26 protein-coding genes are annotated in these 20,980 nt (G+C 71.2%); 12 read left to right on the plus strand and 14 right to left on the minus strand.

Features of this window, described 5'->3' with window-relative positions:
- The first annotated feature begins 31 nt into the window (after positions 1–31).
- The 4 genes from BLU27_RS30195 (at position 32) to BLU27_RS04150 (ending at position 2,905) form a co-directional block, all read left to right on the plus strand.
- A complete protein-coding gene (locus BLU27_RS30195; RefSeq protein ID WP_241827776.1) occupies positions 32–970 on the plus strand; it encodes a glycoside hydrolase family 3 C-terminal domain-containing protein in 939 nt (312 codons plus the stop codon).
- A 289-nt stretch (positions 971–1,259) separates the two neighbouring features.
- Entirely contained in the window at positions 1,260–1,490 is a 231-nt protein-coding gene (locus BLU27_RS04140) for a hypothetical protein (RefSeq protein WP_092650688.1), read from the plus strand.
- A 128-nt stretch (positions 1,491–1,618) separates the two neighbouring features.
- Complete coding sequence (locus BLU27_RS04145; RefSeq protein ID WP_092650690.1) at positions 1,619–2,026, plus strand: VOC family protein; 408 nt, start codon at positions 1,619–1,621, stop codon at positions 2,024–2,026.
- A gap of 72 nt (positions 2,027–2,098) precedes the next feature.
- A complete protein-coding gene (locus tag BLU27_RS04150) occupies positions 2,099–2,905 on the plus strand; it encodes an SDR family oxidoreductase (RefSeq protein WP_092650692.1) in 807 nt (268 codons plus the stop codon).
- A gap of 265 nt (positions 2,906–3,170) precedes the next feature.
- On the opposite strand, the gene BLU27_RS04160 is transcribed toward BLU27_RS04150, so the two are convergent.
- Positions 3,171–3,914 (minus strand): haloacid dehalogenase type II, encoded by a 744-nt coding sequence (locus BLU27_RS04160; RefSeq protein ID WP_092650694.1) that lies wholly within the window; start codon positions 3,912–3,914, stop codon positions 3,171–3,173.
- Between the two features lie 98 nt (positions 3,915–4,012).
- Between BLU27_RS04160 and BLU27_RS04165 the strand changes: the two genes are divergently transcribed.
- From BLU27_RS04165 to BLU27_RS04175, 3 genes are all read left to right on the plus strand, one after another.
- Complete coding sequence (locus BLU27_RS04165; RefSeq protein ID WP_197681672.1) at positions 4,013–4,852, plus strand: CPBP family intramembrane glutamic endopeptidase; 840 nt, start codon at positions 4,013–4,015, stop codon at positions 4,850–4,852.
- 94 nt (positions 4,853–4,946) lie between these two features.
- Entirely contained in the window at positions 4,947–5,609 is a 663-nt protein-coding gene (locus tag BLU27_RS04170) for a ThuA domain-containing protein (RefSeq protein WP_092650698.1), read from the plus strand.
- 46 nt (positions 5,610–5,655) lie between these two features.
- Positions 5,656–6,111 (plus strand): VOC family protein, encoded by a 456-nt coding sequence (locus BLU27_RS04175; RefSeq protein ID WP_092650700.1) that lies wholly within the window; start codon positions 5,656–5,658, stop codon positions 6,109–6,111.
- A gap of 13 nt (positions 6,112–6,124) precedes the next feature.
- On the opposite strand, the gene BLU27_RS04180 is transcribed toward BLU27_RS04175, so the two are convergent.
- The 9 genes from BLU27_RS04180 to BLU27_RS04215 all read right to left on the minus strand — a co-directional run bounded on the left by BLU27_RS04180 (position 6,125) and on the right by BLU27_RS04215 (position 14,659).
- The gene (locus BLU27_RS04180) at positions 6,125–6,595 is read right to left on the minus strand and encodes a MarR family winged helix-turn-helix transcriptional regulator (RefSeq protein ID WP_092650702.1); all 471 of its coding nucleotides are present in this window, start codon (positions 6,593–6,595) and stop codon (positions 6,125–6,127) included.
- Positions 6,588–7,565 (minus strand): SMP-30/gluconolactonase/LRE family protein, encoded by a 978-nt coding sequence (locus BLU27_RS04185; RefSeq protein WP_092650704.1) that lies wholly within the window; start codon positions 7,563–7,565, stop codon positions 6,588–6,590. The genes BLU27_RS04180 and BLU27_RS04185 overlap by 8 nt, the downstream gene beginning before the upstream one ends.
- Positions 7,566–7,648: 83 nt before the next feature.
- A complete protein-coding gene (locus BLU27_RS04190) occupies positions 7,649–8,929 on the minus strand; it encodes an MFS transporter (RefSeq protein WP_092650706.1) in 1,281 nt (426 codons plus the stop codon).
- A complete protein-coding gene (locus BLU27_RS04195) occupies positions 8,926–9,477 on the minus strand; it encodes a MarR family winged helix-turn-helix transcriptional regulator (RefSeq protein WP_197681673.1) in 552 nt (183 codons plus the stop codon). The genes BLU27_RS04190 and BLU27_RS04195 overlap by 4 nt, the downstream gene beginning before the upstream one ends.
- 34 nt (positions 9,478–9,511) lie before the next feature.
- Positions 9,512–9,961, minus strand: a complete 450-nt coding sequence (locus BLU27_RS28755) for an O-methyltransferase (RefSeq protein ID WP_241827777.1) — start codon at positions 9,959–9,961, stop codon at positions 9,512–9,514.
- Positions 9,886–10,479 (minus strand): DUF2218 domain-containing protein, encoded by a 594-nt coding sequence (locus BLU27_RS29755; RefSeq protein WP_197681675.1) that lies wholly within the window; start codon positions 10,477–10,479, stop codon positions 9,886–9,888. The genes BLU27_RS28755 and BLU27_RS29755 overlap by 76 nt, the downstream gene beginning before the upstream one ends.
- Positions 10,480–10,554: 75 nt before the next feature.
- Positions 10,555–12,177, minus strand: a complete 1,623-nt coding sequence (locus BLU27_RS04205) for a DUF4185 domain-containing protein (protein WP_092650708.1) — start codon at positions 12,175–12,177, stop codon at positions 10,555–10,557.
- A gap of 257 nt (positions 12,178–12,434) precedes the next feature.
- Positions 12,435–13,535 carry a Gfo/Idh/MocA family protein gene (locus BLU27_RS04210; RefSeq protein ID WP_157728203.1) on the minus strand — a complete coding sequence of 367 codons (1,101 nt, stop codon included), beginning with the start codon at positions 13,533–13,535 and terminating at the stop codon, positions 12,435–12,437.
- A 14-nt stretch (positions 13,536–13,549) separates the two neighbouring features.
- Positions 13,550–14,659, minus strand: coding sequence for a Gfo/Idh/MocA family protein (locus BLU27_RS04215; protein ID WP_092650712.1), 1,110 nt, complete (start codon positions 14,657–14,659; stop codon positions 13,550–13,552).
- A 309-nt stretch (positions 14,660–14,968) separates the two neighbouring features.
- Between BLU27_RS04215 and BLU27_RS04220 the strand changes: the two genes are divergently transcribed.
- Entirely contained in the window at positions 14,969–15,973 is a 1,005-nt protein-coding gene (locus BLU27_RS04220; protein ID WP_092650714.1) for a phosphatase PAP2 family protein, read from the plus strand.
- 30 nt (positions 15,974–16,003) lie between these two features.
- Here BLU27_RS04220 and BLU27_RS28765 read toward each other — a convergent pair whose 3' ends face one another.
- The 3 genes from BLU27_RS28765 to BLU27_RS04225 form a co-directional block, all read right to left on the minus strand.
- Positions 16,004–16,165 (minus strand): hypothetical protein, encoded by a 162-nt coding sequence (locus BLU27_RS28765; protein WP_157728204.1) that lies wholly within the window; start codon positions 16,163–16,165, stop codon positions 16,004–16,006.
- A gap of 89 nt (positions 16,166–16,254) precedes the next feature.
- Positions 16,255–16,482 (minus strand): hypothetical protein, encoded by a 228-nt coding sequence (locus BLU27_RS28770; protein WP_157728205.1) that lies wholly within the window; start codon positions 16,480–16,482, stop codon positions 16,255–16,257.
- Between the two features lie 219 nt (positions 16,483–16,701).
- Complete coding sequence (locus BLU27_RS04225) at positions 16,702–17,436, minus strand: maleylpyruvate isomerase family mycothiol-dependent enzyme (protein WP_092650716.1); 735 nt, start codon at positions 17,434–17,436, stop codon at positions 16,702–16,704.
- 198 nt (positions 17,437–17,634) lie between these two features.
- Between BLU27_RS04225 and BLU27_RS04230 the strand changes: the two genes are divergently transcribed.
- Positions 17,635–18,276, plus strand: a complete 642-nt coding sequence (locus BLU27_RS04230) for a dihydrofolate reductase family protein (RefSeq protein ID WP_092650718.1) — start codon at positions 17,635–17,637, stop codon at positions 18,274–18,276.
- A 65-nt stretch (positions 18,277–18,341) separates the two neighbouring features.
- Here the strand turns inward: BLU27_RS04230 and BLU27_RS04235 are convergent, their stop codons facing one another.
- Positions 18,342–19,244: a polysaccharide deacetylase family protein gene (locus tag BLU27_RS04235; protein WP_092650720.1), complete on the minus strand. Its 903-nt coding sequence runs from the start codon at positions 19,242–19,244 to the stop codon at positions 18,342–18,344.
- Positions 19,245–19,343: 99 nt separating this feature from the next.
- Between BLU27_RS04235 and BLU27_RS04240 the strand changes: the two genes are divergently transcribed.
- From BLU27_RS04240 to BLU27_RS04250, 3 genes are all read left to right on the plus strand, one after another.
- Positions 19,344–19,970 (plus strand): acyl-CoA-like ligand-binding transcription factor, encoded by a 627-nt coding sequence (locus BLU27_RS04240; RefSeq protein WP_092657163.1) that lies wholly within the window; start codon positions 19,344–19,346, stop codon positions 19,968–19,970.
- A gap of 94 nt (positions 19,971–20,064) precedes the next feature.
- The gene (locus BLU27_RS04245; RefSeq protein WP_092650722.1) at positions 20,065–20,436 is read left to right on the plus strand and encodes a hypothetical protein; all 372 of its coding nucleotides are present in this window, start codon (positions 20,065–20,067) and stop codon (positions 20,434–20,436) included.
- Positions 20,433–20,969, plus strand: coding sequence for a hypothetical protein (locus BLU27_RS04250; protein WP_092650723.1), 537 nt, complete (start codon positions 20,433–20,435; stop codon positions 20,967–20,969). The genes BLU27_RS04245 and BLU27_RS04250 overlap by 4 nt, the downstream gene beginning before the upstream one ends.
- The last annotated feature ends 11 nt before the right edge of the window (positions 20,970–20,980 follow it).

Genomic DNA, 20,980 nt, shown 5'->3' on the forward strand with positions numbered 1-20,980 from the left:
GGGGGGCAGCTCCGAGGTCAACCCGACCCGGGTGGACGTACCGGTCGAGGAGCTGCGCGACCGGCTCGGCCCGGACGTCGAGGTCGTCTTCGCGGCGGGATACGGCCTCGGCGGCGACGCGGACGGGGCCGATGCCGACGGGCCGGGGGACGAGGACGCGCGGCTGCGGGCAGAGGCCGTGCGAGTGGCCCGCGCCGCCGACCGGGTGGTGGTGTTCTTCGGCCTGCCGGCCGCCGAGGAGTCCGAGGGCTTCGACCGTACGCACCTGGACCTGCCGGCCGGCCAGCTGAGGCTCCTGGCGGCGCTGCGGGAGTCGACCGACCACCCGCTGACCGTGGTGCTGTCCAACGGCTCCGCCGTGCGCACCTCCACCTGGGACGGCGACGCCGACGCGATCCTGGAGAGCTGGCTGTCCGGACAGGCCGCGGGCGGCGCCGTCGCCGACCTCCTCACCGGCCGGGCCAACCCGTCGGGGAAGCTGGCCGAGACGATTCCCATACGCCTGGAGGACAACTCGTCGTTCCTCAACTTCCCCGGCGACAGCGGCGTGGTGCGGTACAGCGAAGGTGTGTTCGTCGGCTACCGCGGCCACGACCGCTCCGCGCAGGAGGTCAGCTACCCGTTCGGGCACGGCCTGTCGTACACCACGTTCGACGTCGGCGGCCTGTCGGTGCGCACCAGCGGCTCCGTGGCCGGTGACGACCTGGCGGTCGAGGTGTCGGTGACCGTGAGGAACACCGGCCCGGTCGCGGGCGCGGAGGTCGTCCAGGTCTACGTACGGGACCCGGAGTGCTCGGTCGACCGGCCGGTGCGGGAGCTGAAGGGATTCGCCAAGGTCGCGCTGGAGCCCGGCGAGGGCCGTACGGCCACGATGACGCTGGACCGGCGGGCGTTCGCGTACTGGTCGATCCGCCACCACGACTGGGTGGTCGAGGCGGGCGACTTCGAGGTCGCGGTCGGCACGTCCTAACGCGACCTGCGCGCGACCACCACGATCCGGCTCGACGCCCCCTCGATCGCCCTGCCGCTGACCGGCGACTCCACCCTGGCCGTCGGCCGGCCCGCTCGCAACCGCCGCCGAGGGTGGCCGCGGCCGCAGGCCGGCGGGTGCGCCTGACGGCCGGCGCAGCCGGCGCGCAGATCGACGCCGCGGCCTGTTCGGCGCCGGCGTGCCGGCGCCGCGATGGGGCGCCGCGGGTACCCGCTGGCCGGCCCGCAGGCCGGCGTCACCTCGGCGCGGCCCGGACCCTGCGGCCGGCGTGAGCGTTCGCCGGCCCCCCGCGCCGACCTGCTGCACGGGCCCGCTGCGGGCCGACCCGCAGGGGACCGAACTCCTGCAGAGCCTCGACCTGCCGATCCTGCGCGACGCGGGGTTCGTCCGGGTGGTCGGCACGATGCCGATGAGCACACTGGCCTCCTTCCCCGGTCTCGGGCTCGACCACGCCAGCCTCACCGGCCTGGTGACCCGCCTCGACCGTGCCACTGGGTGACGACCGGGGCGACGCCTTCGTCGGGTTCTCCTTCGTCGGGGGTGCTGGCCGCTAGGGTCTGTCCGCAGGACAGACCGCGAAGGTCTGTCCGCAGGACAGACCGCGAAGGCCGGAATCAAGGAGGATCCATGGCCTCTCGACTCAACCCCTACATCAGCTTCCCCGGCAACGCCCGGGAAGCCATGGAGTTCTACAAGCAGGTCTTCGGTGGCAATCTCACCATGAGCACCTTCGGTGAGTTCGGTACGCCGGACGCAGCGGGCGCCGACAAGATCATGCACGCCATGTTGGAGACCGACAACGGCTTCACCCTGATGGGCGCGGACAACCCTCCTGGCATGGAGCACCAGCCGGGTAACAACATCACGGTGAGCCTGAGTGGAGACGACGCCGACACCCTGCGTGGCTACTGGCAGCAGCTGTCCGACGGAGGCCATGTGGCGGTCCCCTTGGAGAAGCAGATGTGGGGCGACGAGTTCGGCATGTGCACCGACCGGTTCGGCATTCCGTGGATGGTCAACATCGCCGGTGGCTGATCGACCACCAGTGGCGAAAGCCGGCCGAAACGCGGTTGCCGGTTGTCGACCGGTCCAGCACAATCCTCCGCGATGAGCCACAGCGAAGGAACCAACCAGGCGGCCACAGAGTCCGGCGAGTCCGGACCGGACCGCCCGGTGGCGCTGGTCACCGGCGTCGGCCGGACCGTCGGCATCGGCGCGGGCATCGCCCGCCAACTCGCCGAATCGGGCTGGGACATCGCGTTCACGTACTGGACTCCCTACGACCAGCGCATGTCGTGGGGCGCCGAGGCCGGCGCGACGCACGCGATCAGCGACGACCTCGCTGGGCGCGGTGCGGCCACGGCGGCCATCGAGGCCGACCTGTCCGACCCGGACGCTCCGGCAGCGGTGTTCGACGAGGCCGAGAGCCGGCTGGGTGGCGTCACCGCCCTGGTGATGTGCCACTGCGAGTCCGTCGACTCCGGGTTGCTCGACACCACCGTCGAGAGCTTCGACCGGCACTTCGCGGTCAACGCGCGCGCCACCTGGCTGCTGATCCGGGAGTACGGACGGCGCTTCGCCGGGGTGCCCGGCACCGGCCGGATCGTGAGTCTGACCAGCGACCACACGGTCGGCAACCTGCCCTACGGCGCGAGCAAGGGCGCACTGGACCGGATCACGCTGGCCGCTGCCCACGAGTTCGCCCACCTCGGCGTCACCGCCAACGTCGTCAATCCCGGCCCGGTGGACACCGGCTGGATGAGTGACGAACTGCGGGCGGCCTGCGTCACGCAGACGCCGCTCGGCCGACTCGGCACGCCCCAGGACACGGCGAATCTCGTCGAGTTCCTCTGCTCGCCGCGCGGGCAGTGGGTCAACGGCCAACTGCTGCTGAGCAACGGCGGATCCGCCTAGCGCGCCTCCCCCCTACAGGTGTGGCGCGTCCGGTGGGGAGTGACGGTGCCGCCGGCGGCGTGGTCCCGCGGCGGGCGACCGGGACGTCGCGGTCCACGGCGCGTACACCGCGACGCGGGCGCTTCAGGCGGGCGTGCTGGATGAGCTGCAGATCCACCAGGTCCCGGTGCTGTCCGCGCCGGTCGTCGACTGTTCGACGTGGTGCCGTCGCGGATCGAGCTGGGATTGTTCGGGCGATCGACACACCGGACGCCACCCACGTCCGCTATCGCGTCCGTCGTTGAACCAGTCGGTGCGGTGCGGGCTGGCGGGCGGTCGACGACCGTTCGCCGAGCTGGCGGGCCAGGTCGGCCAGGTCGTCGGCGTACACGTCGAACCGGTCCGACGGCGAGGGCGGGTCGCCGACGGGGCGGGCGACGTAGGCGGTGCGCAGGCCGAGCCGCTGCGCACCCCGCAGGTCCCAGGCATGCGCGGCCACCATCAGCAGCCGCTCCGGGGGCCGACCGGAGACGGTGACGGCCACCTGGTAGACCGCCGGGTTCGGCTTGTAGGTGTGGGCGTCCTCGGCGGACAAGGCCTGGTGCCAGCGCAGTCCGGCGTGTGCGTTGAGTTCCAGCAGCGCCGTACGGCTCGCGTTTGACAGCCCGACCAGCGCAAACCGCTCGGCGAGCGCGGCAAGCCCCGCCACGGTGTCGGGCCACGGCGGAAGCCGGCGACCCGACCGGGCCAGTCTCGCCACCGCGGCCGGGTCCTCGACTCCGGCTGTGTCGGCGACCAGCCGGGCGGCCTCCTCGTCGAGGACCTCGGTGGTGACGTAGGCCCGGTCGCCGTCGAGCACCCGCCGCTGTTCGCGTTCGATGTGCTGCTGCCACTGCGCCAGGAGCTGCTCGAGCCTGGAGTCCTCCAGCGACGGGTCGAGCTCACCGATTCCCGCGCGGAGACCGGCAGGCTCGTCGACGAGCGTGCCGAGTACGTCGAACACGAGGGCGTCGATCTCCAGTTCAGCCATGACCCCGACCCTAGAAGCCGCTCTGGCCAATCCGGCCACCGAAGCTTCGAAGTAGTCTGACGGGAACCGCCGAACCCATCGCTGGTAGGAGCTCTTCGGTGCCTGAACTGGAGCACTCGTCACTGGCCACAGCATCTGATCGTCCGAGCATGGCTCGCCCGCGCCGGGCGGTGGGCGCAGGGCTGTGCATCCTCGCACTGGGCGCCTGTGCGATCGTTCCCCTCCGTCCGGAGGACCCCACGCGTTCTGGTGTCTTGGTTGCGGCCGCGGCAGTGGTGATCGGGGCAGCAGTTCTCCTGCGGTCCGCGGAGGCGATCCGCACATCGCTCTTCATCGGTCCACTCCTCGGCTGCTTCGCGATCGGCGCGCTCGGCGATCTACCTCCCGCCGTCACCACCGTTCTGGTGAGTGTGCTTCCTTTGACGTGTCTACTACTCGTCGGCCGAAGTGCCGCACTGCATCCGGCGGCTCATTGGCTGAGGCCGGGAGTCGTGACGCGGGAGGCCCCGTGGCTCGGTCTGGCCACCGTGCTGCTCAGTGGGGCGGCCCTCACGGTGTGGGCACTCGTGGTGCGCCCCGAACCCGCCGAGTACCTTCGTGAACTACAGCGGCTTCCACTGTGGCTGGCTATCTTGGGCATCGCTGGATTCGCCGTGGTCAATCCGGTGTGGGAGGAGTTGCTCTTCCGGGGGGTGCTGCTGAGCGAACTTGCCGCTGTGTGGGGCGCCCGGGCGGGGGTCGTTCTGCAAGCAGCGCTGTTCGGGGTGGCGCACTTCGCAGGCTTTCCATCCGGTGTGGTGGGCATGATCATGGCGGGAAGCTGGGGATTCGCCCTGGGGGTGATGCGCTTACGCAGCGGCGGGGTTCTCATTCCTTACCTGGTTCATGTGGCCGCCAATCTGGTGATCGGAACAGTTGCAGTCCTGGTCCTGCGCTGAGCACAAACTTCGGCTGCTCGGAGACCGCAGACGAAAGCGAGCGGCCAACCGGCGCGGGTGGGCGGGTCGCAGCGCAAGGCCGTAGGGTCGCGCCATGACCAGGCTGTTGGTGTTCTCGCGTACGGCCGGATACCGGCACGAGTCCATCGAGGCGGGGGTCGCCGCGCTGCGCGACCTCGCCGCGGAGGCGTCGGTCCACCTCGACCACACCGAGTCCGGTGACGCGTTCACGTCCGCCAACCTGAGCGGGTACGCGGCGGTGGTCTGGCTGCAGACCTCCGGGACCGGTCTGCTGGACGCCGCCCAGCGGCAGGCGTACGAGGAGTTCACCGCGGACGGCGGAGGTTTCGCCGGGATCCACGTGGCTTCGGACGCCGAGCGCGACTGGCCTCTCTACGGCCGACTTGTCGGCGCCCGCTTCACCTCCCACCCACGGGAGCTGCAGACCGCGCGCATCCAGGTCGAACGCACCGACGACCCCTCCACCAAGCCGTTGCCCACGCCGTGGTCCTGGCACGAGGAGTGGTACGCGTTCGACACCAACCCGCGGGGAAGCGTCGAGATCCTGGCCACCGTGAACGAGGACGACTACGACGTCGGCTCCTCCGGCATGGGGCCCGACCACCCGATCTGCTGGCGAACCGAGGTGGGCCGGGCGAAGGCGTGGTACACCTCGCTCGGGCACCTGCCCGTGGCGTACGAGGACGAGACGTTCCGCGCCCACCTGTGGGGCGGGGTCTCCAGCGTCCTGCGCTGACCATGGTCCAGCCGGGGATGTCGGAGTTCTCTGTCAGGCTCCGGCCATGGAACTCACGCTGCAACTGGTGATCGACTGTGCCGACCCGCAGAGACTGGTGGCGTTCTGGAGCGAGGCTCTGGGTTACGTACCCGAGCCTCCACCCGGTAGCCATGCGACGTGGCGGGAGTACTGGGCAGCCATGGGGGTGCCCGAGGAGGAGCTGCCCCCGGGTGCGGGCGACACCCCCGAGTCGATCGTCGATCCGGCAGGACGAGGGCCCCGGGTGTGGTTCCAGCAGGTACCGGAACGCAAGGCCGCCAAGAACCGCATCCACCTCGACCTGAAGGTCGGCGGCGGGCGCGACGTCCCGCTGGCGGTCCGCAGGCAGCGGGTGAGCACCACGGTCGAGAGGCTGGTCGAAGCCGGCGCCACCGTACTTCGGGTCACGGACGAGCCGGGCATGGGGCACTACGCCGTCCTGCTGCAGGACCCGGAAGGCAACGAGTTCGACGTTGTCTAGGTCGACAACCACGCTAGGCCGTGATGACGGCCCGGATGGCGTCGTCCAGCCCGGCGAGCACGTCCCGTACGCCCTCGGCGGCATCCCGGCCGCCGAGTTCGGCGTTCAGTGCGGCCACCACCTTCCGCATCCTCGGCCGGCAGTCCTCCAGGCGCGCTCGGCCCGCCTCGGTCAGCGCGACGACGTGGGAACGCCCGTCGCGATCACTGCGGGTGCGGGCGATGTCGCCGCGGCGGTCCATCGCGGCGAGGTAGCCCGACAGTGTGGGCAACGGCAGTCCGAGCGTGCGGCCGAGCTCACTCGGGGTCTGGTCACGTTGCCCGAGCTGTCCGTACACCGCGTACTGCGCGGGCGTCACGCCGGTCGGCTCCAGCGCCGCCGCGAGCAGGCCGCCGAGGTGCTGGTGCAGCACGAACAGGTCGAGGACGACGTTGCCGCCGCGCTGTTCCAGAACGCGCCGCCGCCCGGTCCGGCGCTCACTCACCGCAGGCGGGATCGGAGACCGTGCTCACCGTGTAGGGCGGCTGCCCCGACCGGTGGTCACCCTGGCTGTTCACCACGTACAGCCGGCACCGGTGGCGGGCGAGCGTGGTGGGGAGGTCGAACGCCTGTCCGTCGGCGTCGGTCAGGATCTTGTGGGTGACGGTGCCCGATCGCAGGTCGGGATCGAGGTCAGCGACGTAGACGCCGTTGGGGGCGCCGTAGTTGAGCACCGCGTACAGCCGGCGGCCGGCCAGCACCATGCCGTCGGCGCCGAAACTTTGGTCGCCGAGATCGAGCTGTTCGACGGTGCGGGTGGCGACGTCGATCCGCCAGACCGCCTCGGTGCCGTTCGAGGCCACCAGCACCGTGTCACCAGCCGCGTCGGCCACGATGCCGTTCAGCAGCCAGTACTGCGCCGGGAACTGCGGGAACGCCGACCGGATGTCAACCCAGGGTTGCAGTGGTCCGGGCCGCCCGTGCCGGAGCTGCGCGCGGTAGACGATCGGGTTGGCCCAGTCGGTGACATACACGGCGTCGGCGGTGATGGCCAGGTCGTTCAGGTCGGCAGGTCCCAGCGGACCGTCCGGCGCGGTGCGTGTGGCCAGCAGCCGGCCGGTACGCGAGTGCACGGTCAGGGTGCCGGCGCCGACCGACCACACCCGCCCCGCCGTGTCGGTGTGCACGCCGCGCGAACTCGGCCGGTCCACGGCGCCGACGGCGAACGGATGCATCGACGGCGTGCGCACGTCTCCCGCGAACAGCGCGCCGGTGGCGTCCGACGTCACGTACATGCGGCCGTCCCGGTGCACGGCGATGCCCTCCGGCACCATGCCGGGCTCCGCGGACACGACGTAGGTGTCCGGCAGCCGCGGCGGAGCCTCCCGTGTGGCCGCCTCGGCCGGTGGCGCCGCGAGCCCCACCGTCAACGCAACCACGGACGCTGTGACCCACAGCGGAAATCGCCTTGCCATGCGGGACTCCGTTCGCCACGACCACGGACCAGCCACACCGAACAAGTTCGAGGTCGAAGTAGTTTCGGAGCAGCATGGCGGACTCACACGGCTGCGCGCAACCCCTCGTCGGACTCATCGGGCACCTCGGGTACCTCGGCCGTCGAGGTGAAGGTCCGCAGGCTCCGGTTGGTGGCGGCGACCCCCGCCACTCCGGCCACACACATCACCCCGCCCACGACGAGGGCGAACGTCGCCGAGGTCAGGTCGCCCACGAGGCCGCCCCGGAAGTTGCCCACGTCGGGCCCGGAAGCCCCGATGACATGCTCGACGGCGCTGACCCGACCGCGGTGGGAGTCGGGGGTCGCGAGCTGCACGATCGATCCACGCGAGATCACCGAGAAGGTGTCCGCCGCGCCGGCCACCGCCAGGCAGCCGAGCCCGAGCCAGAGATACGGCGCGAGCCCGAACCCCGCCAGGCCCACGCCCCACACCCCCGCGGTCACCAGCATCACCACGCCCGGCCGGCCGGACCGCGTGACGCGCCCCGACACCGCCCCCGCACACACCCCGCCCACCGCGATCGCGGTGAAGAACAGCCCCAGCGTCTCCGGCCGGCCACCGAACCGCTCGGAGTTGACCACCGGGAACAACGCGACCGGCATGGCCAGCACGGTGGCGAAGACGTCGGTGAGGAACGCGCCACCCAACGCCGGCCTGCTCGCGACGAACCGCCAGCCCTCCCAGACGGTACGGATGCCGGGGCGAGCGGCGGTGCCCACCGGTCGCATCGCCGGCAACCCACGCACGCCGTACAGCGCGGCGAGGAAGGCGACCGCGTCCACCAGGTAACAGACGCCCACCCCGGCGTGCGCGATGACCAGGCCGCCCAGCGCCGGCCCACCGAGCATGGCGAGCTGGAAGCTGACATGGAACAACGCCACACCTGCGGTCACCTGTTCGGTGGGCAGCAACCGCGGGACGAAGGTACGCCGCGCCGGCGCGCCCAGCGCACCACCCGCGCTCTGCGCCGCCACGAGGACCAGCAGGACGGCGTATGAACGCAGTTCGGTGAACGCCTGCACCGCCAGCAGCCCGGCGAGCACCAGCTGCACGGCGGTCGTGACCAGGACGAGGCGGCGGCGGTCGCACGCGTCCGCCAGCGACCCGCCGACCAGTCCGAACACCACCATCGGCACGGCCTGGACGAGGCCGAGCAGCCCGACGGCCGCCGGACTGCCGGTCAGCTCCCACATTTGGTAGAGCACCGCCACCATGGTCAGCTGCCCGCCGAGCCGGGACAGCGTGGTGCCCACCCACAGGCGGCGGAACGCTGGACTGGACCGCAGCGGCCGGGTGTCCAGGAACCCGTCGAAGAAGCTCACGGCGCGCCGTCCCCGTCGTCCAGGTGCGCCGCGATCCGGTCCCTGAACGACCGCCGGGCGAGCGCGGCCTCCAGGTCGCGGACCACCTGGCTCAGCGCGTACGGAATCTCGGCCTCGAGGTCGGCGACGGCGCGCTCGGTGGCCCGCCACTCCGCCTCGAGGAACGGCAGCACCTCACGGGCGCGCGGTGTCACCGCCACCTCGCGGGTACGGGCGTCGGCGCCCGGAGTGCTGCGGACGAACCCCTCCCGGCGCAACGCCGCGACCGTCTGGCTCATCGCGGAGTGACTGACGCCGAGCGCGTCGGAGAGCGCCCGGATGGTCATCGGGCCCTCCCGGCCGAGCCGGATCAGCGGCCTGGTGAACCGCGGCCGGATCCCGGTCACGCCCCGCTCGGCGTACAGCGCGGCGATCTCGTCGTCCATCGCGGCCAGCAGAAGGTGCAGCGGCCGCCAGTGGCTCACTTCGGTGGGGTCGGGGCGCTGCCGGCCAGATGGTGGCCGGGCAGGCTTTCGGGCGCGGTCGTCCGCGGCCGCTGGAGGGACCATGCCCGGAACTATAACAGCGCTTATATACCTCGGGTCAGCGTTTGCGGGCGAGCGTCACCCCGTCCCGTACGGGCAACATCACCGACTCGACCCGCTCGTCGTCGCGGACCAGCTCGTTCACCCGGCGGATAGCCGTAACGGCCTCGTCTCGAAACGCCGGGTCGAACGTCCGCCCGCCCCGGAAGACGTTGTCCAGCACCACCAGCCCGCCGGAGGTGAGTCGGGGCACGATCTCCTCGTAGTACGCCGGGTAGTTGTCCTTGTCCGCGTCCACGAACGCGAAGTCGAACGCCGGCTCGTTCGGCAGTGCCCGCAGGGTGTCCAGCGCCGGCCCGATGCGCAGGTCGATCCGGTCGGCCACGCCCGCTCGCTGCCAGTACTCCCTCGCCACCGAGGTCCACTCCTCGCTCACGTCGCAGGCGAGCAGCCGTCCGTCCGCGGGCAGCGCACGGGCGACGCACAAGGAGGAGTATCCGGTGAACACGCCGAGCTCGAGCGCGGTGCGGTGCGGGCACCGGCCAGCCGGACCAGCATGCTCAGCAGGGCGCCCTCGTCGTGCGCGATCTGCATCCCGGCCGCGTGGCCGGCCACCTCCCTGGTCCGTACGACGAGTTCGGTGAGCAGGTCGTCCGGCGGGGTGCAGTGCGTCTCGAGATAGTCGACGACGACGGGCTGGACGAGCTCCAGGGCGTCGCCGTCGGCCGGCTCCGTCCACTCGACCCGAAGCTCCTCCTGGGTGGCGAAGCGCACGAGATGGCGGGCCACGACGTCCTGGATGCGGGCGAGCGCGTCCGCGTCGACGGCGGTGGCGATCAGGCCGAGATGGGCGGGGCCTGGCGTCAGCACGCACTGCCCGCGCTCGAGCGCGATCACGCCGCGGCCGTCAGCGCCGACTTCCGCGGTGGCCAGCTCCGCGGTGGCCAGCTGGCCGAGGTGGGAGACCAACTGCTTGACGTAGCGGTCGGGACGTTCTGTCGCGACCTCCGCTGTGGAGATGGGCATCGGGATCAGCAAGCTCCTCGGGTGGGTTGCGAAGTGGCCGCCGCTACCACCCTAGGGCTGCCTGGTGACCTGCTCCTACAACGCGACGAGCGACATCTGGTCGACCTGCAGCCAGGCGTCCGCACCCGCTCCCCAGAAGCCGGCGAAGACCTCGATGTCGGCGTTGTCGCCGGGGTTGAAGTCCACGCTCACCTTCGTGTAGGCGGCCAGGTGCCCGAACGACGTCCGGGCGATCTCGCCGCGCCGGCCGCGTACGCCCAGAGCGCCGTCCGGTACGTCACGTTCGGAGGACCGCACCCAGGCGGTGAGCCGGTACAGGCGGTTCGGCCGCACCACGACGGCCTGGGTGAGGGCGTTCCACCCCTGTGCCGCGCGCACGTACCCGTTGTTCTTCCCGGCGTACGACTGCTGGCCGTCGCGGTCGATGCCGCCCTGGCCACAGAGGAACCACGGCACCCGCACCTGTCGGTCGGGCTGTTCCTCGAAGCCCGGGTCACTGAGCAGGTTGGCGGTGTCCACGGCCCGGTCGAGCGTGGTGCGCATGAGGAAGACGTTGTACGGGCCCCACTGCGACATCGCGAAGTAGAGCTCCCGGTCACCGGAGGCCGCCGACCACGGATGCATGAACGGCGCGTACAGCGCGGGATATTCACCACCCTCGCCGCCGCGGACTACCACCCGTGCGCCGCTCCAGGGGCCGGTGATGTCCGGTGCCTCGCGCATGACGATCGCGGCGCGGTACTCGTCGAGGTACATCATCAGCCACCGGCCGAGATACGCGTTGTACAGCACGGACATCTCACCCGACGGCGCCGCCACGACGGGGACGGCGTCGGCCTCCCGGGCGGTCCAGGCGCGCGCGTTCCAGTACCTCCAGGCGCCCATGTCGAGCACCCGCGCCTCCGGGACGCGGGCCAGCCTGATGTCGTACAGCCGGCCGCTGCCGGTGCCGAACAGGTACACGAACCCTTCGTGGCGTACCAGCGAACCCAACTGGAAGCCGCGTCCCCACAAGGGCGCGGAGTTCTGCCAGCGGACGTCGCTCTTGGTCCAGGTCTGCCCGTTGTCGTCGGAGTACGCGATGCCGCCGTAGTTGGTGTTCCAGGGACCCCAGTGGTTCTGGGAGAAGTAGTGCAGGAACTGCCGGTCTCCGACGCTGACGCCGGAGTTGGGGATGACGGTGATCTCGTCGTTGTCGATCTTCTTCGACGCGAGGAGTTCCTTGGCGTGCCCCGGCCGGTCCACCACCATGTCGTCGAAGGTCATCCCGTCGGACAGGTCGTGGTCGGACGACCGCGCGAGGACGTTGGACCGCCAGTCCTGGCCGAACTGCCCGCCGCCGACCTGCCCCTCCCCGAAGGTGTCGCCGAACGCCATCAGCACCTGACCCGAACCGTTGTCCCACATCGCGCCGAGATCGGTACCCATCACCTGGTAGCGGGTGTCGGTGTGGTTGACGGAGTCGGGACCGGTCAGTTTGGCGACCTTCTCCGCGAGCGTCGGGCCCGGCACGCTCGGCCCGGGGGCCAGCATCGGCACCGCCGCGCCGACGGACCTCGGTGCCGGCTGGCCGTGGCCGCTGCCCGGGTTGTCGTTGGTGCTGCCGTTCGGGCCCTCGGCCCTGGCGGCCTGTGGTCCGGCCACGGCGGCCAGTGGACCCGCCAGCGCGGCTGTGGTGAGGAGTGTCCTGCGTCGCATAGCCCGGCTCCCGTTCCCGATCAGCGGCCAGAAATCGATTTCACATTGGCCGGAGGCTAGGAGCCGCCTCGGGACGCCGTCAACGAACCGCCATCCGCTGACCGCACCCGGTCACGCCGGGTTCCCTTCGTGAAGTGTGGAGACCTACGGGGGTCCCAGGCCCCGTAGGTCTCCACACTTCGCCGCGCACACTGATTCGGACGAGTACCCGCTCGATGTCGACGGATCCGTACGTGCGTATGCCTGGCCCTGGCCGGTCAGGAGCGGGCCCAGGGTTGGCGGGTGGTGCGGATCCGCGTCCCCGACGCCACGGCTTCGGAGACGACCAGCCCGAGGTAGTGGTCCTGGCAGGCGTCCGCCAGCGAGTAACCACCCGATGCCTGCCCACCGGAGTGAATCCGCGCGGCCAACCGGGTCAGGCAGGTGGCGATCGCGATCTCCTCGTCGGGCATCCTCGCCGGCGCGTACGGGTTGGCGTACACGCGGCGCTCTCCCGCGTACAGCGCCCGGAGGTGGAATCCCTCCAGGTCGCCGCCGAGTCCGGTCTGCTGACGCGTGAACGACGTCTGCACGGGCGCGGACGGGTCGGGCAGGTGGGTGAGCCGGTCGTCGACGACCTCGCCACGTTCGCCGCGTACGACGATCCGGTTGCCGAGAATCGGGTGGAACCACTGCCCGGCGGTGAAGTCGTAGACGCCGAGCCGGTCGCCGAAGTCCAGCGTCGCGATCACCTGACCGGCGTCCACCAGCTCCTCCCGGACGGGCCAGCCGTCGCGGTCGGGACCGCGCTGGAGGCGGTTGGTGAACGCGGTTCCGGCCACCTCCGCGTCGGCGAACCCGACGTCCAGCAACGTACGCAGCACCGCGATCGCGTGGTAGGTCTGGGTGGCCGACAGGTGGGCGGAGGTCACCTTGCCGAGCAGGCCCGAACGGCACACCTCCACCCGCGCGGCGTACTCCGGAAGGAACGGATACTGCTCGGCGACCTCCACGATCGCGGTGTCGCCGACCTCGTCCCACAGCGCGCGCATTCCGTCCAGGTCGGGCGCCGGCGGCGTCTCGCTCAGCACCGGAACACCGCGCCGGGCCAGCTCCACCACGATGCCGGGGTTCGCCGCCCACGACACCGAGGTGACCACGAAGTCGGGGCCTGCGTCGTCGAGCAGCGCGTCCACCGAGTCGAACGTCGGTACGCCGAAACGTTCCCGGAGTTCCTTCGCGCGTTCGGGCCTGCGGGCGACCACGCCGGCCACGCCGAAGCGGTCGGGCAACGCGGCGGCGATCCGGAGGTAGAACTCCGTTCGCCAGCCGCTGCCGACCACGCCGAAGACGGTTCTCGAGGTGCTTGCGTTGGTCATCGCGGTCATGGTGGTCATCGTGCCTCCAGTCGGCGCCCGTCGCGACCGCCGCCCTCACCGGGATACGGCGTACCCGGATCCCAGTCCGACGCCCCGGGCGGCACGAACTCCGACAGCGGGAACGTGACCACACAACGGTGCCGATGCGAGAGGTACGCCGCCTCGCACAACTCCAGCGCCCGCAGCGAGGTGTCGGCGACCGTGTAGTCCGGCCTGTGGTCCGGGCCGCCCTCGTCGATCTGGCGGGCCAGCTCCTCCAGGTGCACCTGGTGCGGCGACCGGTCGGCGTCGGGGATCGGTCCCACGTCGGCGGGACCGGACCGCGCGACGATCCGGTAGCCGTTCTCCCACCCCCAGAACTCCACCAGCCCCTCGGTGCCCACGACGCGGAACAGGGTGTCCTTGCCGGGCCGGCTCTGCGCCACATAGTCGCCGCTGTGCAGCACGACCCGGGCGCCGCCGAGCGTCCAGGCGTACGTCACCGCCTCGGTCTCCACCCGCATGCCGTCGCGGAACGTCCGGCTCGAGGTGTCGCATGTCGCCAGTACGCCGGCGAACGGATCGGAGCCCAGGAGGTTGACGGCGTACTGGAACCAGTGGATGCCGGCGTTGATGATGTCCCAGCCGGCACACTCGATCTCCACCAGCCGCACTTCGCCGATGTCCCCTGCCCGCACCCGGCGCAGGATCTCCAGCGAGGTCGGCCGGGCGACGAGCCCGTGTGGGACGGCGAGCGGCGTCCCGCTCCCGGTCACCGCATCGAGGATGCGCCGGCCTGCCGCGGCCGTGTCGCCGAGCGGCTTCTCCACCAGCAGGCCCCGCGGACGGTTCGCCAGCGCGGCCAGCGCGATCTCCTCATGAGTCGGGGCGTACGTCGACACGCAGACGACGTCGATCGCGCCGTCGGTTCCGGCGGCCGCGGACGCGTCGGCGAGAAGCTCGCGATAGTCGGCGTAGGTGCGGATCCCCGGGTGGTCGGCGGCGAGCTTGTCCCGGACGTCGGGCCGCAGGTCGCACGCCGCCACCAACCGGAACCGCTCCGAGGCGGCGAGCGCGCGGACGCTGAGCATCCCGCCGGTCCCGCATCCGATCACCGCGGCGGAGTACACCGGTCGGTCGTTCATCGCGTCTCCCTCACCGCCGGACCTTCGGGGGCCCGCCGTACGTACGTCGACGATCCATGCGTACGCCAGCCTGCCAACGAGCTCCGTGCCGAGGGGCGCCGCGACCGCAACCGGCCCGGTCGACCGGCGAACCGGCGGCTACGGCCACCGCCAGATGACCGATAGCGGTCAGACCGCGGGCGTGACCCGGCTCGGGTTCGTGCGTTACCGCAGTAGTGCCGGGTCCGCCGCGGGCCTGATGGTTTCCCCCGTACCGCCGGGCTCGCGGGGGCTCGGCACGCTCAAGGAACCGATCGGAAGGCTGACCAGATGCAGCGCCTCGTCAAGAGCCTGGTCGCCGGATGGCTGGCCGTTCTCGTGCTCGCGCAGGCAGCGGTACTCGTGTTCGTGTGGTGGATCTTCATCCGTACGCCGCACGGCCAGGTGCTGGACGCGAGCGTTCTCCGGGCGAGCGGCATGGGCCGGGCCCAGGCCGACGGGCTCGTCACCGTCGTCCTCGACGCCGTCTCGCTGGCGTCCCTGGTGGTGGCGACGGCCGTTGTCGCGTTCATCGCGCTCGTCCGCCGTCGGATCCGGCTGGCACTGGTCGCCACCGTCCTCGTCGCAGGTGCGAACCTCACCTGCCAGGTGCTCAAGGACTACGTGATCGACCGGCCCGACCTCGGGATCGCCGGCACCAACATCGGTGCGCCCAACAGCATGCCGAGCGGGCACGTGACGGTCGCCGCGTCCATCGCCGTCGCCGCCATGCTGGTCCTTCCGCCCCGGCTGCGTGGCCTGGCCGCCATCCTCGGCGCCGTCTACACCGCGCTCACCGGGATCGCCACGTTGTCAGCCGGGTGGCACCGGCCGAGCGACGCCCTGGCGGCGCTTCTCATCGTAGGAATCTGGGCCGCCGCGGCGGGTTACCTGCTCGTCCTGGGTCAACGGCACGAACCCGTTCGCGAGCCTTCCAACCCCCACCACCGCACGGTGGCCGGCCTCGCCCTGGTGGGCGGGGCGTTCCTGGTGGTCGCGGTCCTCGCCATCGGACTCGCCGACCGGGGCGGGCTGACCCCGCCGGTCGACCTGAGCCCGGGCCAGCTTGCCGGGGCTTACGTCGGCGGCGTGAGCGGTGTCGCCGGGGCGACCTGTCTGGCACTGGCGCTGGTGCTGTCGACGTTGCACCGCGTCGTCCCCGACCTCGACCGGCCGGGTCTGGTCGAGACCCTCGTGGAGAACCTGCGTGCCCCGGCGACTCCCTCGTCCGGTGCGGCTTCCCCGGCCGTCGCGGCCTCCTCGACGGCGGAGACCGCGACGAACCAGGAGAACTGAACGGGAAAACGCCGGAGAACCTGACCCGACCTAACCCAGCCGCAGCGCGGGAAGCAGCGCGAACAACAGGCCGAGTCCGAACAGGACCACCGCCGCTATTCGCGCGATACGGCTACTCCCACCGCGCAGGAAATGAGCGAGCGCTCCGGCGAACAAACCACCAAACAAAAACACGACCAGCGTCTGACTCATCTACGTCCCACTTTCCGGATATGCACATTGAAACAACGGAGTCGACGCCTTCCCGAGAAACCGCCGGCCACCGGAAAGAGGCTCGGACCTCACCCGTCCGCCACGGACCGTGAACCGATGACTTCCCTTGCGTGGCGAGCGAAACTCACGCCCTGCGACTTCAGGTGACGCTCTGCTCGCCGCGCTTCCGCAACTCCACGCTCGAATGCCGCACGCGCTTCTTCGGAATCATCCCAGGTGTCGTATCCGTCGAACTCGTGCGGCGCCCGCCCGAGGCGTTCGTCCACCAACCGGTCGTACAACGGCGTGTCACTCATCGGTCCTGCTCCTTGACCCCAAAGGGCTCGGTCAAAGGTCCGCTTTCCGGATCGGAACAGGTTAGCGATATCGGCGTCGGCGCGCACGACAAGGCCCGCCCGGGCAATTTCCGGCCTCGCGTACGTCCGTGTTCGCCGGCGTTCCGGAGCTGGCCGCCGCGGTGGCGTTGCGCCGGCGGGGTTGCGCCGGCTGTGTTTGCGAAAAGGGGCCGCCCTCGTTCAGTCGGTGGAGCTCAACGCACGGAACTCGGCGACCCGGTCCGGCAGGCCGGTGGGCAGCGTCGCCCGGCCGTAGATCCACAGCAACAGGTCGGCGACCGCGCCGGAGACGGTGACCGCGCCGTGTGCGCCCGGGGTCCACGTCAGCGCCGCGGCGGGGTCGGTCTGGGAAACCGTCCAGGAGCGGTCGATGTCGGTGGCGGTGAGCACGAGGGGACCGGACAGCGAACGGTCCAACCGCGCGACGTCGTCGGCGTCGGCCAGGGAGCAGGAGAGGAACTCCTCCACCGCGTCGGCCGCCACCTCCGGTCGCACCGTCCACGTCGTCCCGGCCGCGTTCGCCGCGTCCCAGTGGTGCACTGCGGCCTCCTGCACCTGGTGGCGGGTGATGAAGCCGATGTCCTGACGGCCGGGGAACCAGGTCCACACCGGTGCGTCCTGGTCGGCCCTGCCGAGCACGTCGACCAGCTCGGCGGCACCCCGCTCGAACGTGGCGACCAGCTCCGACCGGTCCGCACGCGCCGGACGCCTGGACTCCTCCGGCGGCGCGGTCAGCCGCTCGGCCGCGATCGTCCGCCAGAACCAGTGCACCTCGGTCAGGTGCGCCACGAGGTCGGCGACGTCCCACTCGGGACAGTGCTCGACCCGGGCGTCCAGGTTGTCGCGGACGGCGGCGGCGAAGCCGGTGGAGTGTTCGGCGATGGCGGCCAGGCAGGCGTCGGTGGAGAGCGTCATGGCGCCACACACTAGAGGCCGGCCCGGACCGGCGGCTCGGCACTTCTCCGGAGGATCTCTCCGGACGGATGTCGAATCCGGCCGGTCCGGATCGAAGGGTGGGTGAAAGCCGCCGGGCACGGCGTCACTCCCATGACACCGACAGGGCACCGACCTCACGCCCGGTGACCGCCACGTTCATCGAAGAAGGAGATCGCCATGAAGCTCACCGTGCACACGTTCCTCACCGTCGACGGCGTCATGCAGGGCCCCGGAGGTGTCGAGGAGGACCCCAGCGGCGGTTTCACCCGCGGCGGCTGGCTGGTCCCCCACGCCGACCAGGACATGGGCAAGATCGTCGACGGCTGGTTCGCCCGCGCCGAGGCGATCCTGCTGGGACGTACCACGTTCGTGATGATGCGTGACTTCTGGAAGCAGATCACCGACCCGGACAACCCTGCCGCGACCGCACTCAACGGGCTGCCCAAGTACCTCGTGTCGAACACCGTCACCGAGCCGGACTGGAACGACACCACCGTGCTGTCGGGGGACGGCGTACTGGCCGAGATCGCCCGGCTGAAGGAGCGACCGGGCGGGGAGCTCCAGGTACACGGCAGCTGCAGGCTCGCCCGTACGCTGCACGAGGCCGGCCTGGTGGACGAGTACCGCCTGCTGACGTTTCCGGTCGCCGTCGGCGCCGGCAAACGCCTGTTCACCGCCGAGGCTCCGGCCACCGGCTTCCGTCTCGTGGAGTCCGCCTCGACGAGCGCCGGTGCCACGTACGCCGCGCTCGCTCCCACACCGTTCACCACCGGCGGGATCCAGGCAGTCGACGGCAAGGAGCAGCTCGTCGAAGGCTAGACGTGTCGAGCCCCGCACCGGAACGTCGTCAACCCGGGGGCCGATGACGGCCGGCGACGGCAACCTCAGGGCCGGGTGCCGGCCTCCCCCGCGGTGACCTGGCTCGCGGTCCGGCCGAGGAGGTCGACGAACCGGTACCCGTGAGCGGCGTACCAGTCGATGATCCGGGGCAGTGCCGCGACGGTGTTGCCGCGGTAGGAGGAGACCTTCGACTCGTCCTCGTGGGACGCCTTGGCGGCATGCATCAAGACGATCGGGTGCCGGCGGTCGTCGGCGGCCGGCGAAGTGGCTCGGGCGACGATCCTCGTCACCGCGGCAGGGTCGGCGTACCCGGGCTGGGCCCAGTCCCTCGCGTCCACCGACCACAGCACCGTCGACATGCCCTCGCGGGCCGCGGTCTTCCGCACGTTGGTCAGGTAGCCGCCGGGCGGGCGGAAGAAGCAGGTCGGCCTGCCGGTCAGCCGCCGCTGCAGGGCGGACGTACGGGCCAACTGGTCACGGAGGTAGGCGACGGTCCAGCCCGAGGTGGTTCGGGCAGGGTAGTCGTGGTCCCAGGTGTGGTTGCCGATGAGGAATCCCATCGAGGCCACCTTCGCGACCGTGGCCGGGTCGGCGTCGTCGTGGGCGCCGGTGTCGAAGAACGTCGCGGTGACACCCTTGGTGCGCAGCACGTTCGCGATGGCGAGCATCGCCGGACCAGGGCCGTCGTCGAAGGTGAGGGCGACGGTCATGCCCTTGCCCGGAGCCGACCTGATCACCTTGCGCGCCGGCGGTGGGCAGGTGGGGGCAGGTCGTGGGGCAGCGTGCGGCACAGCGTGCGGGGAAGAGTACGGCTGATGGCTGCCGGCCACCGGCGTCCCGGACTGCCGCGTACCTTCCGGCCGGTTCGGCGACGAAGCGCACGCGGTCAGCAGGAACCCGCCGGCCACCAGGGCCGTGGCGAGGGTCGACCACCGGGATCTCGACATGCTGCGAGCCTCCCCGCACGGGCCCAGCTTCACGCCGACACAATAATTTCGCGGTCCGCAATCTTGCGCGCCACGCAAGAATTCGCCATGCTGGTTCTCATGACGACCGGGGACGGTGCCCGCACCGGCTTGCGGGAACGCAAGAAGTACGAGACCCGCATCGCGCTGAGCTGGGCCGCCATCCGGCTCGCGGTCGAGCGCGGCTTCGACAACGTACGAGTGGAGGACATCGCCGCCGAGGTCGGTGTTTCCCCTCGTACGTTCAACAACTACTTCACCGGCAAGGCCGAGGCGGTCGCCACCCGGCACCTCGACCGTGCCCGCCAGATCGCGGTGGAGCTGCGCGCCCGGCCGGCGTCGGAACCGCTGTGGGAGGCACTCGAACACGCCGTCGCGGCGCAGTTCACCCTGGGCCAGGACCGGGAGCGCAACGTCCCCGACGAGCAGTGGGCCACCGGGATCCGGCTGGTGCTCACCGAACCCGCCGTACGCGGCGAGCTGGCCCGGGTCGGCGCGGCCGTCGAGACGGAGTTGGCCGCGGCGATCGCCGACCGTACGGGCACCGACGTCGAGCACGACCTCTACCCGCGCCTGGTGGCCGCCGCGGTCGCAGCGGCGGTCCAGGTCGCGACGTTGCACTGGGTGCACACCGGCTCCCAGGGTCCGGTGGCACCGCTGCTCCAGGACACGATCCGTCAGCTCGCGGCGGGCCTGCCCGTTCCGTAGTCCGTTCACCTCGAAGAGGCTCACTTCCACGGATCTCGACGCCGAGGCCGACCCGGCCGGCGCCGCGCACACCCCTGTCCCCAGGAGGACCCTCATGCGTCGCATCCTGCCCGCGATCGGGCTGTTCTTGCTGTCGCCGCTGGTCGCGGAGTACCTACTCGGCGACCTGCCCCTCACCGCGCTGTACGCGCTCGTCATGCTCGCCCCGATGTACGGCGGCGCCGCCTTGCTGGTCCGTGAGGTCTGCCGGCGCTTCGGGTGGGGCTGGCCGAGCATCCTCACCCTGGCGCTGGCGTACAGCGTCGTGGAGTCGAGTCGATCGCTTGCGACCGGGGGGACGTCCCGTGGCTCGGCCGGATCGGCGTCACGGTCACCGCGATCCTCTGCGCGGCTGGTACGACTCTCAACTTCGCCCGGTCACGCGAGCCGAGCGGCTTCGCCGCCTCACCGACGCAGTTGCTCGTGAGCGCCCTGGTGGTGGTGGCTCTGGCCGGGCTGGCGGTCTTCCTCGGCCGCCGGACCCACCGCGCCCGACCCGAAATGCGCGACGCCGACGGGTGGGCCCCGCCGGCGCCGCTGCTGGGCCTGGCGTCCCTCGTCCTCACGTCGGCGTTCGTCACCGCGTGGTACGCCGGCCGGAACACCATCCCACCGTGGGTGTTGGCCGGACTCGTGGTTGCCGGCTACGTCGTCGCCGTCGCACTCGTCGCCCACTGGTCGCGGCGGCTCCGTTGGACGCGGACGCACCAACTCGCACTCGCGGGCGGGGCGCTGCTCACCTACGCCTGGCACGGGTTCGTCACCAGGCCGTTCCTGCCCACCTCACCGGCAGTTCGGCTGACCAGCCACGTGGTGTTCGCAGCCGGCGCGGTCGTGGTGCTCGCGGTGGCCGCCGTACGCCTGCGCGCCGACCCCCGGGATCACCTGGCTCGTCCGGCCGCACGCCACTCCGGCGCGAGCACGGACCAGATCTCGATGTCGTGCCGCTCGCCTCGGTAGGGGAAGCTCTC

The sequence above is a fragment of the Actinopolymorpha singaporensis genome (assembly GCF_900104745.1).
In the GTDB taxonomy this organism is placed as follows: Bacteria; Actinomycetota; Actinomycetes; order Propionibacteriales; family Actinopolymorphaceae; genus Actinopolymorpha; species Actinopolymorpha singaporensis.